This window comes from Rathayibacter sp. VKM Ac-2805 (assembly GCF_009834265.1).
In the GTDB taxonomy this organism is placed as follows: domain Bacteria; phylum Actinomycetota; class Actinomycetes; order Actinomycetales; family Microbacteriaceae; genus Rathayibacter.
Genome location: NZ_CP047185.1, coordinates 3,001,961 through 3,015,524 on the forward strand (window position 1 = coordinate 3,001,961; position 13,564 = coordinate 3,015,524).

The window sequence follows — 13,564 nt, forward strand, 5'->3', positions numbered from 1 at the left end:
GGGGTGTCGCGCCGCGTTGCCCGTTCCCTCCCCGACCGCTACGGTCGCGGGGACGCTCCGGGGGACGGGGCTCGCGAGGGGGGCCCGTGGACCGGTTGAGGCGACGCGCGCTGCTGCTGGGGATCGCCTCGTCGGCGGTCGCGCTGACGGGGTGCACGCCCGCCCGGCCCGCTCCCGCGGCGCTCCCGCCGAGCACGGCGCCGGCGGCGGTGCTGCCGTCCGCCGCTCCGACGGCCGTCCCGACCCCTCCCCGCCCCGTGCCGACCACCACCGCCGCGGCGACTCCGGTGCGGCGGAAGGCGCCGCTGCCCTCCGGCACGATCTCGGAGCTGCCCGGCGAGGGGAGCACGCTCGCCTGGACCGTCGACGACGGCGCGGACTCCGACGTGGTCGCCGCCTACGCGCAGTTCGCCCGCGATACCGGCACCCGGCTGACCTTCTTCCTCAACGGGAAGTACGACTCGTGGACCGTGAACGCGCCGCTGCTGGCTCCGCTCGTCGCCTCGGGGCAGGTGCAGCTCGCGAACCACACCTGGTCGCACGCCGACCTGACGAGCCTCTCGAGCGACGGCGTGCAGGAGGAGCTGGGCCGCAACGGCGACTTCATCCGCTCGACCTACGGGGTGGAGGCGGCGCCCTTCTACCGGCCGCCGTTCGGCTACACGGACGAGCGGAGCCGGGCCGCCGCGGCGGCGATCGGCTACACGGCGACGGTGCTCTGGTACGGCTCGCTCTCGGACTCCGGGCGGATCACGCCGGAGCAGGTGGTCGGCTTCGCGGACCAGTGGTTCCTGCCGCAGCACATCGTGATCGGGCACGCCAACTTCGATCCGGTGACGCAGGTCTACGCGCGGCTCGTCGACATCCTCCGCGAGCGCTCGCTCGAGACGGTGACCCTCCGCGACGTGTTCGCGGTCTGAGCGCCTCCCCGGCGGCGCAGGTCAGCGCGCGGGTCAGCGGAGCGCGGCGCGCGCGGCAGCGGAGACGGCCGCGGCGACCGCGTCGAGGGCGGGCGTGTGCAGGGCCCACTGCTGCCAGTAGAGGGGGACGTCGACGGGGTCGCCGCCCAGCTCGACGAGGCCCTCGCCGCCGACCGGGGCCTGCAGCTCGGGCAGCATCCCCCACCCCATGCCCAGGCGCACGGCTCGCTCGAAGTCGGTCGATCCGGGGACGCGGTGCTGCGGCGGGCGGTCCTCGACGCCGGCGGCTCGGAGGAAGTCGTCCTGCAGGCGGTCCTTCTCGTCGAAGACGACCAGCGGAGCGCTCGCGAGACCGGCCGTGCCGCCGTCCGGGAACCAGCGCTCGGCGAACGCGGGCGCGGCCATGGCGCGGTACCGCATCACTCCGAGCGGTGCGACGGTGCAGCCGAGCACCGCTTCCGACTCTCCGGTGACGGCCGCCAGCACGGTGCCGTCGCGGAGGAACGCGGTGGTGTGCGCCTGGTCCTCGCGGTGCAGCTCCACCACGACGTCGGGGACGGAGGCGAGCGCGGGCAGCACCCAGGTGGCCAGGGAGTCGGCGTTGACGGCGAGCGGGAGGACGACGGGGCCCGCCCCCTCCGCGTCCTCGCCGCCGAGCGAGCGGACGGCGTCGTCGGCGAGGAGCTCGATCTGGCGGGCGAGGCGGAGGAGCCCCGCACCGGCCTCGGTCGCGACGACCGGGCGCGAGCGCACCAGCAGGACGCGGCCTGCGGCGGTCTCGAGCGCCTTGATCCGCTGGCTGAGGGCGGAGGGGGTGATGTGCAGGGCCCGGGCGGCGGCGTCGAAGGAGCCGTACCGGACGGAGGCGGCGAGCGCGCGCAGGCGGGAGAGGTCGAGGTCGTCTGTCAGCATCAGTGCTGCTTACGGTACTGAAGGAGCATGAGCTGGTCTACAGATGCGCCCCGCCCTAACGTCGGAGCGTGTCCCCCCTCCTCGCCGCCCTCTCCGGCCTCGGCTTCGGCCTCTCGCTCATCATCGCGATCGGCGCGCAGAACGCCTTCGTGCTCCGCCAGGGCCTCCGCCGCGAGCACGTGCCCGCCGTCGTCGCGATCTGCGCGCTCTGCGACGCCGCGCTGATCGTGCTCGGGATCGCGGGGATCGGAGCGGTCCTGGAGTCGGCGCCGTGGCTGCTGGTGGTGATCCGCTGGGGCGGCATCGTCTTCCTCCTCGCCTACGCGGTGATGGCGGCGAGACGCGCACTGCGGCCGGGGACCCTCGACGGCGATCCGGCCGGCGCCTCGACGTCGCTCCGCACGGCGATCGGCACGTGCCTGGCGCTCACGCTGCTGAACCCGCACGTCTACCTCGACACGGTCGTGCTGCTCGGGTCGGTGGCGAACACGCACGGCGACGAGCGCTGGTGGTTCGGGGCGGGGGCGGCGGCCGGGAGCGTGCTGTGGTTCACCGCTCTCGGCTTCGGGGCGCGCGCGCTGCGGCCGCTGTTCCGGAGCCGCGGGGCCTGGCGGATCCTCGACGCGGCTGTGGCGGTCGTGATGGTGGTGCTGGCGGTGTCGCTCGCGCTGCACTGAGGGCCTGGTGGTGCACTGCTTGTTCTACTAACATTGTGAACATGTTGTTCCGGGTCGACCACTCCGCGGCGGGCTCGCTCGCCGACCAGCTGGAGTCGCAGGTGCGCTCGGCCGTCGCCCGGGGCGAGCTCTCGGCGGGCGACCGCCTGCCGCCCGCCCGCGAGCTCGCCGACTCGCTCGGCATCAACATGCACACCGTGCTGCGCGCGTACGCCGCCCTGCGCGACGACGGGATCCTCCAGATGCGCCGGGGCCGCGGCGCGTGGATCACGGAGTCGGCCGGGCCCGGGCTCGTGCGCGTCACCGCCCTGGTCGACGAGCTGCTCGCGGAGGCCCGTCGCAGCGGCATCACCCCGGCGGAGCTCGTCCGCCTGATCGAGAGGACCGGATCATGACCGCCACCGCCGACCGCCACCGCGAGCTCCTCGCCGCCGCGTCCCTCCTGCTCCCCGCCGCCGGAGTGCTCGTCTCGCGCCTCGTCCTGGACGACGCTCTGCCCGCGGAGCTCGCCTCGCACTGGTCGGGCACCGGGGCGGCCGATGCGACCGCGTCGACGGGCGCCCTGCTCGCGATCGCCCTCGTGCTCTCCGGGCTCCCGGCCGTCGCGGGCCTCGTGGCGGCGGCCGTCGGGCGCGCCGCGCGGCTCCTGCTGGCGACCCTCGGCCTCGTGGCCGGGCTGGGCGCCTCCGCCTGGGCGACCTCGGTCGGCACGACGCTCGCGGCCGGGCGCGCCGAGGGGCGGAGCTCGGCGGGTGGCTGCTCGCGCTGCTCGGAGGGATGCTCTTCGCCGTCGTGCCCGCGCTGATCGCTCCGCGCACCCGGCGCCTCCCGCCTGGCCGCCGGCCGCCTGCCGCTGGCGGCGGAGGAGGAGACCGGCGCCTGGTCGCAGACGCTGACGGGCCCGGTGTTCGCCGTCGCCGCGATCGCCACGGCGGCGGGCGCGGCCCTCTCCCTCGCGACGCTCGCCGCGGCGGGCGCCACCGGTCCGGCGATCGCGACGGCCGTCGTCCTCGGCGTCGTCGCGCTGGTGCTCCTCTCCTTCTCCCGCCTGAGGGTGACCGCCGACCGCCGCGGCCTCCGCGTCGTCACGACCGCCCTCGGCATCCCGCTGCGCCGCATCCCGCTCGACACCATCGCCTCGGCCGGCACGGCCCAGCTGCGGCCGTCGGAGTGGGGCGGCTGGGGGTACCGAGTGATGCCGGGCCGCTCGGCGGTCATCCTGCACGCCGGGCCGGGGCTGGTGGTGACGACGGACCGCTCGCGCGAGTTCGCGATCAGCCTCGACGACCCCGAGACCCCCGCGGCGCTGCTCGAGACCCTGCGCTCGCGGGCCTGAGGCGCCGACCCGTCAGTCGACCACGATCCGGACGAGCGTCGTGACGGCATCCACCGCGTTCACGTAGGAGTAGTGCCGCGAGGTCGGGAAGGCGAGGTGCCGTCCAGGCTCCAGCCGCACGGGCTCCTCGCCCTCCCGCTCCAGGAGGAGCGCGCCGGCGGTGACGAGCAGGATCTCGTGCCACCCCTCGGGGTCGGGCTGCGCGTCGTAGCGGTCCCCGGGGCCGAGCGTCCAGGTCCAGAGCTGGGCCTCCCGGCGCGCGGGGACGGAGGAGAGCAGGACGGCGACGCTCGCCTCGCCCGCTCCCCGCCAGGCGACCTGGTCGATCGCCGCGGGCGCGGATCCCGGGGCCGAGACGAGTGCCGTGAACGTGGTGCCGAGGGCGGTCGCGAGGCGGTCGACTCCGGTCAGCGAGATGTTGGCCTCGCCGGCCTCGGCCGCGACGATCGTCCGCCGGCTGATGCCCGAGCGCGCCGCCAGCGCGGACTGGCTCAGTCCGGCTCCGCGCCGCGCGAGACGGAGGTTGCCGCCCAGGTGGGCGAGGACGGGAGCCGACATGCGCACTATTCTGCACCGACATGCCCCTGATGCTCCTAGGATGTGCAGAATGATGCACATCTCGCCTCTCCGGGGCCTCCGCTTCACGCGTCCGGAGTGGGCGCTCATCGGCATCACCGCGATCTGGGGCGGGACCTTCCTCGCCGTTCACATCGCGATGGAGCACAGTGGGCCGCTGTTCTTCGTCGGGATGCGGTTCGCCATCGCGGGGCTGATCAGCGCGGTCGTGTTCCACCGGTCGCTCCGGGGGATGCGGCGGATCGACCTCGCGGCCGGCGTCGCGATCGGGGTGATGATCTTCGCGGGCTACGGCCTGCAGAGCTACGGGCTGCAGACGATCACGAGCAGCACCTCCGCGTTCCTGACCGCGCTGTACGTGCCGCTGGTGCCGCTGCTCCAGTGGGTCGTGTTCCGTCGCCGTCCGGGCGTGCTGACGCTGGTGGGCGTCGCGCTGGCGTTCGTCGGACTGCTCCTGATCGCGGGCCCGCAGCCGGGCGTCGCGCTCGGAGCGGGCGAGGTGGCGACGATCGCGAGCACGCTGCCGATCGCGGCGGAGATCATCCTGATCGGCCTCGTCGCCGGACGCGTCGACCTCGGCCGGGTGACCGTGGTGCAGCTGCTGGTCGCCGGCGCGCTCGGGTTCGCCTCGATGCCCCTCGCGGGCGAGGCGGTCCCGGCGTTCTCGGGGGCCTGGCTGATCCCCGCGCTCGCGCTCGGGGCGAGCAGCTGCCTGATCCAGCTGACGATGAACTGGGCTCAGCGCTCGGTCTCGCCGTCGCGCGCCACGATCATCTACTCCGCCGAGCCCGTCTGGGCCGGCCTGATCGGCCGCCTCGCCGGCGACCGGCTCCCCGCGCTCGCCCTGCTCGGGGCGGGGTTCATCGTCGCGGGCACGCTCGTCAGCGAGCTGAAGCCGCGCCGCGAGCCTGCGCCGCCGGCTCTCAGGTGACGGCGGGGAGGGCGGCCGAGGCGACGAGCGCTCCGCCGGCGTCGGTGACCTCGACGGCGGCGACGGACTCGCGCAGGACGGCCGCGTTCATCTCGCAGTCGAGCTCCGCGGAGCTGCCGAGGAAGGAGCCGGACGGGAGCCGCTCACCGGAGCCGGTGACCAGCACGAGGTCGTAGCTCTCGCCGAGCGTGAAGCCGGTCCCGCGGAGGATCGTCTCGGTGCCCCAGGTGTGCGCCACGAGCGAGCCGTCGAGCGTCACGCCCTCCGTCCGCTCCTCGAAGGCGATCGCCTCGACGGCGCCGAGCGTCCCGGGCGGTCCCGCGACGGGGCGCTCCTCGGCGGACCGCAGGGCCGCTCCGGCGACGCCGCCCACGACGAGGAGCGCGGCCGCCGCGGCGACGGCCAGGACGGCACGGCGGCGCGAGGCACGGCGGCGCGAGGCACGGCGGCGCGGGGCACCCACGCTCGCAGCGCGCTCGGACCGCTCCCCGGCGAGCGCCGCGATGCGCGACCGCAGCTCCGGCGACGGCTCCGCCTCCTCCCAGCGGCCCAGCGCGCCGACCCGGTCGACCACCGCACCGAACGACGCGAGCTCGGGGTCGATCGAGGGGTCGGCGGCGCGCAGGCTCTCGAACTCCCGCGTCTCCTCGGCGGAGAGGTCGCCGGCGAGGGCCGCGGCGAGGAGCTCCTCGCGGCGGCCGCCGGGCTCGTCTCCGTCGGGCTGGTCTCGGTCGATCACGATCTCTCCTCGTCGGTGGGTCCGGCGCCCGCGAGGTGACCGCGGAGCGCTCGGAGAGCGTAGAAGGCGCGGCTGCGCAAGGTGGCGACCGGCACGCTCGTGGCGGCCGACAGCTCGGCGTAGGTCTCGCCGTGCAGGTGGACGGCGACGACGACCTGCCGGTGCTCGGCGGAGAGCCGCGCGAGCGCCTCGGCGATCGCGAGCGGCTCGAGGGGGTCGCGGTCCTCCGCGGGCACCTCCTCCAGAATCTCGGCCTCGATCAGGCACGGCAGGCGCTGACGCGAGCGGTGGACGTCGATGACGACGTTGCGGGCGATGGCGAAGAGCCAGGTGCGGGTGCTGGCACGCTCGGCGGAGTAGCTCGCCCGCGAGCGCCAGGCGCGCAGGAACGTCTCCTGCACGCAGTCCTCGGCGAGGCCGCGGTCGCGCAGGGCGTTGAGCGCGAAGCCGAGCAGGGCGGACCCGTGCTCGTCGAAGGCGGCGGCCGGGTCGAACCCCGCCGTCCGGGGCTCGAGGCGCACCACCGGAGCCGGGACCTCCGAGTGCTCGCGCGGCATCGCGGGCCCTTCGTCTCGTCGTGCCGTCGCCGTGCGCGCCACACCGCCTCCTCGTCGGGACCGGTGGTCCGTCGGAAGGGGGTACGGCCGCGGCGGCGGCAGCGTTCATCGGAGGCGAGGACCGTCTCCGTGAAGATCTTCTCAGATGGAGTGAACGCGGCGCCGCTTCCGGCCGTACTCCCTGCATCGGGCCCGCTCGGCGCTCGCGATCGAAAGGCTCCACCATGACGAAGACGTCCCCCGCGCGGAACCGCGCCGGCCGCCGCCTGCTCTCCCTGGGCGGCATCACCGCCGTCGCCGCCGCCTCCTTCTTCGCCGCCGCGCCGGCCCAGGCCGAGACCGAGGTCGCCGAGCCGTCCTCCTTCACCAGCGCCTTCACGGTGATGGCGACGCCCGACCAGGTCGTGAACGCCGACTCCGCCGCGACCCCCGGCCAGCCCGGCGCCACGGGCGAGATGACCTTCCGGGTCAACAGCGACCTCGACATCATCTGCTACGACATCACCCTCACCGGCGTGACCGGCGACTACCAGAGCCCCGCGAAGACCGCGACGCACATCCACCAGGCGGCGCTGGGCAAGGCGGGCCCGCCGCGCATCGCGTTCCCGAACCCGGCGCCGGTCGGAGACGGCCCCCGCACCAGCAGCGGCTGCCTGCAGGGCCCCTTCACCACGGGCATCCAGGCGAACGGGGCCGACACCGGCGCCGGATTCACGCTGAAGGCCCTCGAGGCCGATCCCGCCGCCTTCGCGGGCGACTCCCACACGGCCTCGTATGCGGCTGGCGTCGTCCGCGGCCAGCTCTCGCAGGTGCCGGTCGGCGGCCTCCAGACCGGTGGCGGCGCGACCGCCGCCGGGAGCGACGCCACGGGCCCGTCCGGTCTCGCCGCGATGGCCGGCCTCGGAGCCGTCGCCGCCCTCGGCGCGGCCGGAGTGGTCGTCGCCCGCCGGCGCACCGCCTCCTGATCGTGGGCACCCGGTCGAGGAGCGGCGCGGCGGCACTGTGCGCCGTGCTGCTCCTCGCGGGGTGCGCCGCCGCGGACGGGAGCGGAGGAGCGGAGACGCCCGCGAGCGCGCCCGCGCCTCCGGCCCTCGCTACTGCTCCCCTGGTCACTCCTCCCCCGGTCCCCGCGCCCGACCCCGCCGCTGCGGCGCCCGCGCGCACCGTCGGCGTCGAGCCCGCCCGGCTGATCGTGCCCGCGATGGGCCTGGACGAGCCGCTGATCGCCCTGGGCATCCAGTCGGACGGGGCGATGGAGGTGCCGGCGGACTACGACGACGTCGGCTGGTTCTCGGGAGGCGGGCGCCCGGGCGGCAGCGGCCGCACCGTGATCGCGGCGCACGTCGATTCGCGGTCCGGTCCCGCGGTCTTCTTCCGCCTCGGCGAGCTCGCCCCGGGCGATGAGATCGCGGTGAGCGGAGTGGACGGCTCCGACCACCGCTACCGGGTGACGGCGGTCGAGTCCCACGCCAAGGCCGCGTTCCCCACCGCCCGCGTCTTCGGCGCGACCCTCGAGGAGGAGCTGATCCTCGTGACCTGCGGAGGCGAGTACGACGCGGCGATCGGCCGCTACCGGGACAACCTCGTGGTGTTCGCCGCTCCGGTCTGACGGAGGGGTGGGGGCGGCTGCACGAGGGGCCGGTTGCACGAGCGGGCCGTCGGCGCAAGGGGCCGGGCGCGCGGGCGCGGTGTGATCGGATGAAGGAGGCCGGTCTTCGCCGACTCCCCCCTCCCCGCCGTCTCCCGCTCCCCACTGCCGTGGCGCGGCCGATCCGACAGGACGCCCGTGTCCACCAGCCCCCGCCCCACCCTCTTCGCCCTGCCCGGACTCGGGCTCGACGGCCGCGCCTTCGACGCGCTCGGCCGCGAGCTCGCCGACGTCGCGGACCTCGTCGCGCTCGACCTGCCCGGTGGATCCGGGACCTCGCTCGAGGAGATGACCGCCGCCACGATCCGCCGGATCCGCGAGCACGGCTCCTCCCGCTGGCTGCTCCTCGGGCACAGCATGGGCGGGAAGATCGCCTCGCTCGTGGCCTCCCGCACGGTCACCGGCCGCTCGGGCCTGTTCGGGCTCGCGGGCGTCGTGCTCCTCGCCGGGTCGCCGCTCTCGCCCGAGCCGATGGAGGAGGAGCGCCGCTCGACCATGCTCGGCTGGGTCGACGACGGACCCCTCGACGAGGCGCAGGCGCGCGAGTTCGTCGACCAGAACGTCGGCTCGCCGCTGCCCGCCGACGCCGACGCGGAGGTGCTGGCCGAGCTGCGCCGCTACTCCCCCGAGGGCTGGCGCGACTGGCTCGAGCACGGCAGCCGCGAGGACCGCGCCGGCGAGGCCGCCCTCGGGCCTGTGCCCGCGCTGCTGATCGCGGGCGGAGAGGACGGCGACCTCGGCGCCGACGCGCAGCGCCGCCTGAACGGCTCCCTCTACTCCCGTGCCCGGCTGCTCACGCTCGCCGGGGCGGGCCACCTGCTGCCGTTCGAGCGCCCGGTCGAGGTGGCGGCGGCGATCCGCCGGTTCTGGGAGGAGGAGGCCGGCACGGCGCCGTCGGTCCCGGCCGACGTCGGCGCGGCCATCGCCTCCGCCCGGACCTCCACGCGGGTGCGCGGGCTCCTGGCCGTGCGCGCGCTCGCCGACGACCCGGAGTACGCGCCGCGCGCCCTGACCGTCGCCCAGCTCGCGGAGCTGCGGGCGATCGCCGACCGGGTCGTCCCTCAGGAGGGCGGCCGGATCGACCTGGCCGCGCGGGTGGACACGCAGCTCGCGAACGGCGAGGGCGACGGCTGGCGCAACGCCGACCTGCCGGCCGACCCGATCGCCTACGGTCTGGCGCTCGACACCCTCCGGGGCTTCGCCGGCCTCGGCCCCGCCGAGCAGGACGCGCGCCTCACCGCGATCGCCGACGGCTCCGCGGAGCCCGGCGACCGCTCGGCCGGCGGGCTCGGTGCAGATCAGCTGACCGCCTGGTTCGAGGACTGCCGCGTCGACCTCGTGAAGCAGTGGCTGGCGCACCCCGCGTCGATGGCGCGGATCGGCTACGACGGCTACGCCAGCGGCGGCGACACGCTGCCGCTCGTGACGGGCTTCCGCCTGCTCGGCGCCGACGACCGCGAGACCTGGGAACCGACGACGAGGAGTCACCGATGAACACGACCGGCATGCGCCGCTTCCCGCTCGACGAGACGGTCGACGCCGTCGTGATCGGCACCGGGGCCGGCGGAGCGCCCCTGCTCTCGGTGCTCGCCGCTCGCGGGCTGCGCGTCGTCGCCCTCGAGGCCGGGCCGCACTTCGATCCGCTGGGCCACACCGCCGACGAGACGGCGGCCGTGGAGATCAACTGGATGGAGGAGCGCCTCAGCGGAGGCGAGACCCCCACCGCCTTCGGGCAGAACAACAGCGGCCGCGGGGTCGGCGGCTCGACGCTGCACTGGGGCGCGTTCACGCCCCGCCCCGACCCGCGCGACCTGCGACTCCGGAGCGACTCCGGCGTCGGCCGCGACTGGCCGATCGAGCACGCCGAGCTCACCGCGTACATCGAGAAGGTGGAGGCGACGATCGGAGTGGCGGGTCCGGCCGAGTACCCGTGGGACCCGTCGCGCCGCTACCTGCAGGGCCCGCTCGCGCGGAACGCCTCGGCCGACATGATGCTGCGCGGCTGCGCGGCGATCGGGATGCGCGCGACCGATGCGCCCGCCGCCGTGCTCAGCGGCCCGCGGGACGACGGCCGCCCGTCCTGCGTCAACTGCGGCCAGTGCCATCAGGGCTGCCGGACCGGCGCGAAGACGAGCATGGACGTGACCTACCTGCCGGAGGCGGTGCGCGCCGGCGCCGAGATCCGGGCCGACTCGTTCGTGCACGGGATCGAGCTGGACGCCGCGGGCCGCGTGTGCGCCGTGGTCTACACGAGCGGCGGAGTGGAGCACCGGCAGCGCTGCTCCGCCCTGTTCCTCTGCGCGGGCGGCGTCGAGACGCCCCGGCTCCTCCTGCACACCGGCATCGCGAACAGCAGCGGCCAGGTGGGCCGCAACTTCCTGGCGCACGGGGCGACCCAGGTCTGGGGCACCTTCGAGAACGAGATGCGCGGCTACCGCGGCTACCCCTCCTCGGTGATCACCGAGGACACCGTCCGCCCGGCCGACGCGGACTTCGCGGGCGGCTACCTGATCCAGAGTCTCGGAGTGATGCCGCTGACCTACGCGACGACGCTCGCCCGCGGCGCGGGACTCTGGGGCTGCGATCTGATGGACGCGCTCGACGGCTACCGCTTCGCGGCGGGCGTCGGGATCAACGCGGAGTGCCTGCCCGCCGACGGCAACCGGCTGGAGCTGACCGACGAGCTGGACGAGCACGGGGTGCCGAAGGCGCGCATCACGTTCTCGGCGGGCGCCAACGAGGAGGCGATCGACCGGCACGCGATCCGGACGATGACCGCGATCGTGGAGGCGGCCGGCGCGACGAGCACGCGGGTGATGGCTCGCACGGCGCACACGCTCGGCACCGTGCGGATGGGCACCGACGCGGGCGACGCCGTGATCGACGCGGACGGCCGCAGCTTCGACGTGCCGAACCTCTGGGTGTGCGACAACTCGGTGTTCCCGAGCGCACTGATCGCGAACCCGGCGCTCGCGACGATGGCGCTCTCGCTGCGGACGGCGGACCGCTTCCTGGCGGCGTAGCGGCGAGCGGCGGAGTCGCGGGGCCGGACTTCCGGCGAGGGGCGCTGCACGGCAGGGCAGGGCAGGGCAGGAGGGTTTCGGAGCCTCGCGCGATCGCGCCGCCCTCGGCGAGTCCCGCTCCGGTGCTCGGCGCCATGTGCTCGTGCGTTCGTCGCCACGGCGTCTCGGAGGCGCGTCGATGCACGCGGCTCCTCGGATCCGCGGCAGCGTGCAGGGGTCAGAACGGCGGCGGGTCGTCGAACCTTGGGAGCGCACCCGATCCGGGCGGTCGTGCGGGGAGACTCGGCGGCCGCGTCGTGATGCGGCGCCCGGTGGGAGTGGTCCAGTCGGCGGTGCCGTCGGGATGGAGGACGTAGGTCCAGCGATCGCCGTGGCGGACGTGGTGGTGGGCGACGCAGAGGCTGGCGAGGTTGCCCGGGTCGGTGCCGCCTCCGTTGCGCCACTCGACGACGTGGTCGGCCTCGGCGGTCGTGGCCGAGCGCGTGCAGCCGGGGAACCGGCAGGTCACGTCGCGGAGCTGGAGGAGGAGCCGCAGCTCGCGGTGCGGGAGGCGGCGGGTGCGGCCGACCGACAGGACAGCGCCCGTGACCGGCTCGGTCAGGACCCGCGTGACGGTCGCGGGGAGCAGGCTCCGAGCGGCCTCGGCCGGGACGGGCCCGTAGCCCTCGAGCTCGACCGGGTCGTCGTCGCGGCCGGAGGCGGTGCTCGCGGCCAGGGTGATGCGCACGTCGGCACGGATGCCGGGCACGACGGTCGGCGCGAGACGGTCGGCGCGGGCGTCCTCGGGGACGGTGCCGATGATGTCGCCGTCGCAGAGGATGTCGGCCAGAGCGTCGGCGCGCAGCTGGGAGAGGGTGCGCCCGTCGCCCTCGCCGACAGTCGGCACGGACGGGCCCGGACTGTCCGACTCCCTGCCCTCGGCGCCGTCGCGGAGGCTCCGGGCGATCCGGTACAGGCGGCCGTACGCCCCCATCGCGACGTGCGCGGGCAGGAGGGCGCAGAGGGTCGCCATCCCGTCGACCTCGGGGCTCAACCAGACGGCGCGGTCCTCGCGAGCCCGCCGGTGGCGCTCGGCGAGGGGCTGCTCGTGGAGCTCCTCGCGCAATCGGGCCAGCGCCCGCCGCAGCTGCGTCGGCGTCGACCGGACGGCGAGCTCGGCCGCGCGCTCGTCGAAGGCGGCGCGGGAGCCCTCGGGCAGAGAGGCCGCGACCGCGCAGACCGCCTGCCCCGCCTCCCACCGCAGCCGCGCCTCGGCGAGCGCGGACCGGGTGCACGGCAGATCCTCGACCAGGAGGCGTGCGTGGTCGAGCTCGCGGGAGGCCACCCGCTCGGACACCCCGAGGGCTACCGCGAACTCCGCGCGGACCGACCGCTCGACGAGATCGCTCGACGCGTACGGCGCCGCACCTCGGGCGAACGACTCCGGGTGCTCCAGAGCCGCCCGGTGCCCGGCGTGCAGCTCCTCAGCGGCCGCCAGCAGCAGCGGGGACGCCGAGCGGGCGAGCTCGGCGGCGCGGTCGCCGCGCTCGCGCACCTCGCCGAGCACCGCCTCCGCCCCATCGGTCATCCCGTTCGATCTCATACGAGTATTGAATCAGGGACCACCGACACGCAGCGGCCGGACGGGCTCGATCGGGACGATCGGCCCTGATCCGCACCCTGTGGAGGAGCGTCGGCCGGTCGACCCTCCCGAGCCGAGCCGAACCGCGCCGCCCGCAGGCAGAGGACGACCCGCAGCCCGGGCGCCTCCGCACAGCCTCCGCCCGAGCAGCGAGCGCGCGCGCGAGCGCCGGCATCCCCTCGAACGCCCCGCCGCCCCTCGAGCCGCGCCCGCCCGGTATCGAGTACCGGCAGGCATCGCCCGACCGGAACGACAGGGCCGACCGGCCCCGATCCGCACCCTGTGGAGGAGCGTCGGCCGCTCGACTCTCCCGAACCGAACCGAACCGGACCGAACCGCGCCGCCCCGCCCGCGGAAGACGACCCGCAGCTCGGACGCCTCCGAACCGCCCCGCCCGCCCGAGCAGCGAACTCCCAGCGCACCGCGGAGACCCGAGCGCAGCAGCGAGCGTGCGCACCAGCGCCGGTGTCCCCTCGAACGCCCCGCCTCCCCTCGAGCCGAGCCCGCCCGGCGGAAGCGCCGAACCGGGACCGCCTCCCCCGCCGACACCTCACAGCCGCTCCCTACCGGCACCTCCGCGTGGCTCCGCTGCCGCGCCCGGCCGACACCTCCGACCGGCCCCCG

General features: G+C 75.6%; 15 protein-coding genes. 10 read left to right on the forward strand and 5 right to left on the reverse strand.

Going from position 1 to position 13,564, the window contains the following annotated elements; translation table 11 throughout:
• Window positions 1-86 precede the first annotated feature (86 nt).
• Window positions 87-920, forward strand: a complete 834-nt coding sequence (locus GSU40_RS17175; protein WP_208543322.1) for a polysaccharide deacetylase family protein — start codon at window positions 87-89, stop codon at window positions 918-920.
• A 33-nt stretch (window positions 921-953) separates the two neighbouring features.
• Here GSU40_RS17175 and GSU40_RS14105 read toward each other — a convergent pair whose 3' ends face one another.
• Window positions 954-1,832, reverse strand: a complete 879-nt coding sequence (locus GSU40_RS14105; RefSeq protein ID WP_160035400.1) for a LysR family transcriptional regulator ArgP — start codon at window positions 1,830-1,832, stop codon at window positions 954-956.
• A 68-nt stretch (window positions 1,833-1,900) separates the two neighbouring features.
• On the opposite strand from GSU40_RS14105, the gene GSU40_RS14110 reads away from it, so the two are divergent.
• The 4 genes from GSU40_RS14110 to GSU40_RS14125 all read left to right on the forward strand — a co-directional run bounded on the left by GSU40_RS14110 (window position 1,901) and on the right by GSU40_RS14125 (window position 3,845).
• The gene (locus GSU40_RS14110; protein WP_104297480.1) at window positions 1,901-2,509 is read left to right on the forward strand and encodes a LysE/ArgO family amino acid transporter; all 609 of its coding nucleotides are present in this window, start codon (window positions 1,901-1,903) and stop codon (window positions 2,507-2,509) included.
• Window positions 2,510-2,550: 41 nt separating this feature from the next.
• Window positions 2,551-2,904, forward strand: a complete 354-nt coding sequence (locus tag GSU40_RS14115) for a GntR family transcriptional regulator (protein WP_104225158.1) — start codon at window positions 2,551-2,553, stop codon at window positions 2,902-2,904.
• Window positions 2,901-3,314, forward strand: a complete 414-nt coding sequence (locus tag GSU40_RS14120) for a hypothetical protein (protein WP_160035402.1) — start codon at window positions 2,901-2,903, stop codon at window positions 3,312-3,314. The genes GSU40_RS14115 and GSU40_RS14120 overlap by 4 nt, the downstream gene beginning before the upstream one ends.
• A gap of 99 nt (window positions 3,315-3,413) precedes the next feature.
• Window positions 3,414-3,845 (forward strand): hypothetical protein, encoded by a 432-nt coding sequence (locus GSU40_RS14125; protein ID WP_160035404.1) that lies wholly within the window; start codon window positions 3,414-3,416, stop codon window positions 3,843-3,845.
• Between the two features lie 12 nt (window positions 3,846-3,857).
• On the opposite strand, the gene GSU40_RS14130 is transcribed toward GSU40_RS14125, so the two are convergent.
• Window positions 3,858-4,403: an XRE family transcriptional regulator gene (locus GSU40_RS14130; RefSeq protein ID WP_104227343.1), complete on the reverse strand. Its 546-nt coding sequence runs from the start codon at window positions 4,401-4,403 to the stop codon at window positions 3,858-3,860.
• Between the two features lie 49 nt (window positions 4,404-4,452).
• On the opposite strand from GSU40_RS14130, the gene GSU40_RS14135 reads away from it, so the two are divergent.
• A complete protein-coding gene (locus tag GSU40_RS14135; RefSeq protein ID WP_244229494.1) occupies window positions 4,453-5,352 on the forward strand; it encodes a DMT family transporter in 900 nt (299 codons plus the stop codon).
• Here GSU40_RS14135 and GSU40_RS14140 read toward each other — a convergent pair.
• Both GSU40_RS14140 and GSU40_RS14145 read right to left on the reverse strand, forming a co-directional pair.
• The gene (locus tag GSU40_RS14140; protein ID WP_160035406.1) at window positions 5,345-6,091 is read right to left on the reverse strand and encodes a hypothetical protein; all 747 of its coding nucleotides are present in this window, start codon (window positions 6,089-6,091) and stop codon (window positions 5,345-5,347) included. The two genes, GSU40_RS14135 and GSU40_RS14140, sit on opposite strands and share 8 nt — an antisense overlap.
• Window positions 6,088-6,648 (reverse strand): sigma-70 family RNA polymerase sigma factor, encoded by a 561-nt coding sequence (locus GSU40_RS14145; protein ID WP_160035408.1) that lies wholly within the window; start codon window positions 6,646-6,648, stop codon window positions 6,088-6,090. Before GSU40_RS14145 ends, GSU40_RS14140 begins: the two co-directional genes overlap by 4 nt.
• A 224-nt stretch (window positions 6,649-6,872) precedes the next feature.
• Here GSU40_RS14145 and GSU40_RS14150 point away from each other — a divergent pair, with 224 nt between their 5' ends.
• The 4 genes from GSU40_RS14150 to GSU40_RS14165 all read left to right on the forward strand — a co-directional run bounded on the left by GSU40_RS14150 (window position 6,873) and on the right by GSU40_RS14165 (window position 11,319).
• Window positions 6,873-7,613, forward strand: coding sequence for a CHRD domain-containing protein (locus GSU40_RS14150; protein WP_104292933.1), 741 nt, complete (start codon window positions 6,873-6,875; stop codon window positions 7,611-7,613).
• A 2-nt stretch (window positions 7,614-7,615) separates the two neighbouring features.
• Window positions 7,616-8,257, forward strand: coding sequence for a class F sortase (locus GSU40_RS17100; RefSeq protein WP_167299035.1), 642 nt, complete (start codon window positions 7,616-7,618; stop codon window positions 8,255-8,257).
• Window positions 8,258-8,434: 177 nt separating this feature from the next.
• Window positions 8,435-9,790 carry an alpha/beta hydrolase gene (locus GSU40_RS14160; protein WP_160035410.1) on the forward strand — a complete coding sequence of 452 codons (1,356 nt, stop codon included), beginning with the start codon at window positions 8,435-8,437 and terminating at the stop codon, window positions 9,788-9,790.
• On the forward strand, window positions 9,787-11,319 hold the full coding sequence (locus GSU40_RS14165; protein WP_160035412.1) for a GMC family oxidoreductase: 1,533 nt from the start codon (window positions 9,787-9,789) through the stop codon (window positions 11,317-11,319). The genes GSU40_RS14160 and GSU40_RS14165 overlap by 4 nt, the downstream gene beginning before the upstream one ends.
• Before the next feature lie 217 nt (window positions 11,320-11,536).
• Here the strand turns inward: GSU40_RS14165 and GSU40_RS14170 are convergent, their stop codons facing one another.
• Window positions 11,537-12,901 (reverse strand): HNH endonuclease signature motif containing protein, encoded by a 1,365-nt coding sequence (locus tag GSU40_RS14170; RefSeq protein ID WP_160035414.1) that lies wholly within the window; start codon window positions 12,899-12,901, stop codon window positions 11,537-11,539.
• Between the last annotated feature and the right edge of the window lie 663 nt (window positions 12,902-13,564).

Bases quoted from the DNA above. Each gene is read 5' to 3' on its own strand.
- GSU40_RS14105 (WP_160035400.1), bottom strand. From the start codon at position 1,832: ATGCTGACAGACGACCTCGACCTCTCCCGCCTGCGCGCGCTCGCCGCC.
- GSU40_RS14170 (WP_160035414.1), bottom strand. From the start codon at position 12,901: ATGAGATCGAACGGGATGACCGATGGGGCGGAGGCGGTGCTCGGCGAG.
- GSU40_RS14120 (WP_160035402.1), top strand. From the start codon at position 2,901: ATGACCGCCACCGCCGACCGCCACCGCGAGCTCCTCGCCGCCGCGTCC.
- GSU40_RS14130 (WP_104227343.1), bottom strand. From the start codon at position 4,403: ATGTCGGCTCCCGTCCTCGCCCACCTGGGCGGCAACCTCCGTCTCGCG.
- GSU40_RS14145 (WP_160035408.1), bottom strand. From the start codon at position 6,648: ATGCCGCGCGAGCACTCGGAGGTCCCGGCTCCGGTGGTGCGCCTCGAG.
- GSU40_RS14150 (WP_104292933.1), top strand. From the start codon at position 6,873: ATGACGAAGACGTCCCCCGCGCGGAACCGCGCCGGCCGCCGCCTGCTC.
- GSU40_RS14135 (WP_244229494.1), top strand. From the start codon at position 4,453: ATGATGCACATCTCGCCTCTCCGGGGCCTCCGCTTCACGCGTCCGGAG.
- GSU40_RS14165 (WP_160035412.1), top strand. From the start codon at position 9,787: ATGAACACGACCGGCATGCGCCGCTTCCCGCTCGACGAGACGGTCGAC.
- GSU40_RS14115 (WP_104225158.1), top strand. From the start codon at position 2,551: ATGTTGTTCCGGGTCGACCACTCCGCGGCGGGCTCGCTCGCCGACCAG.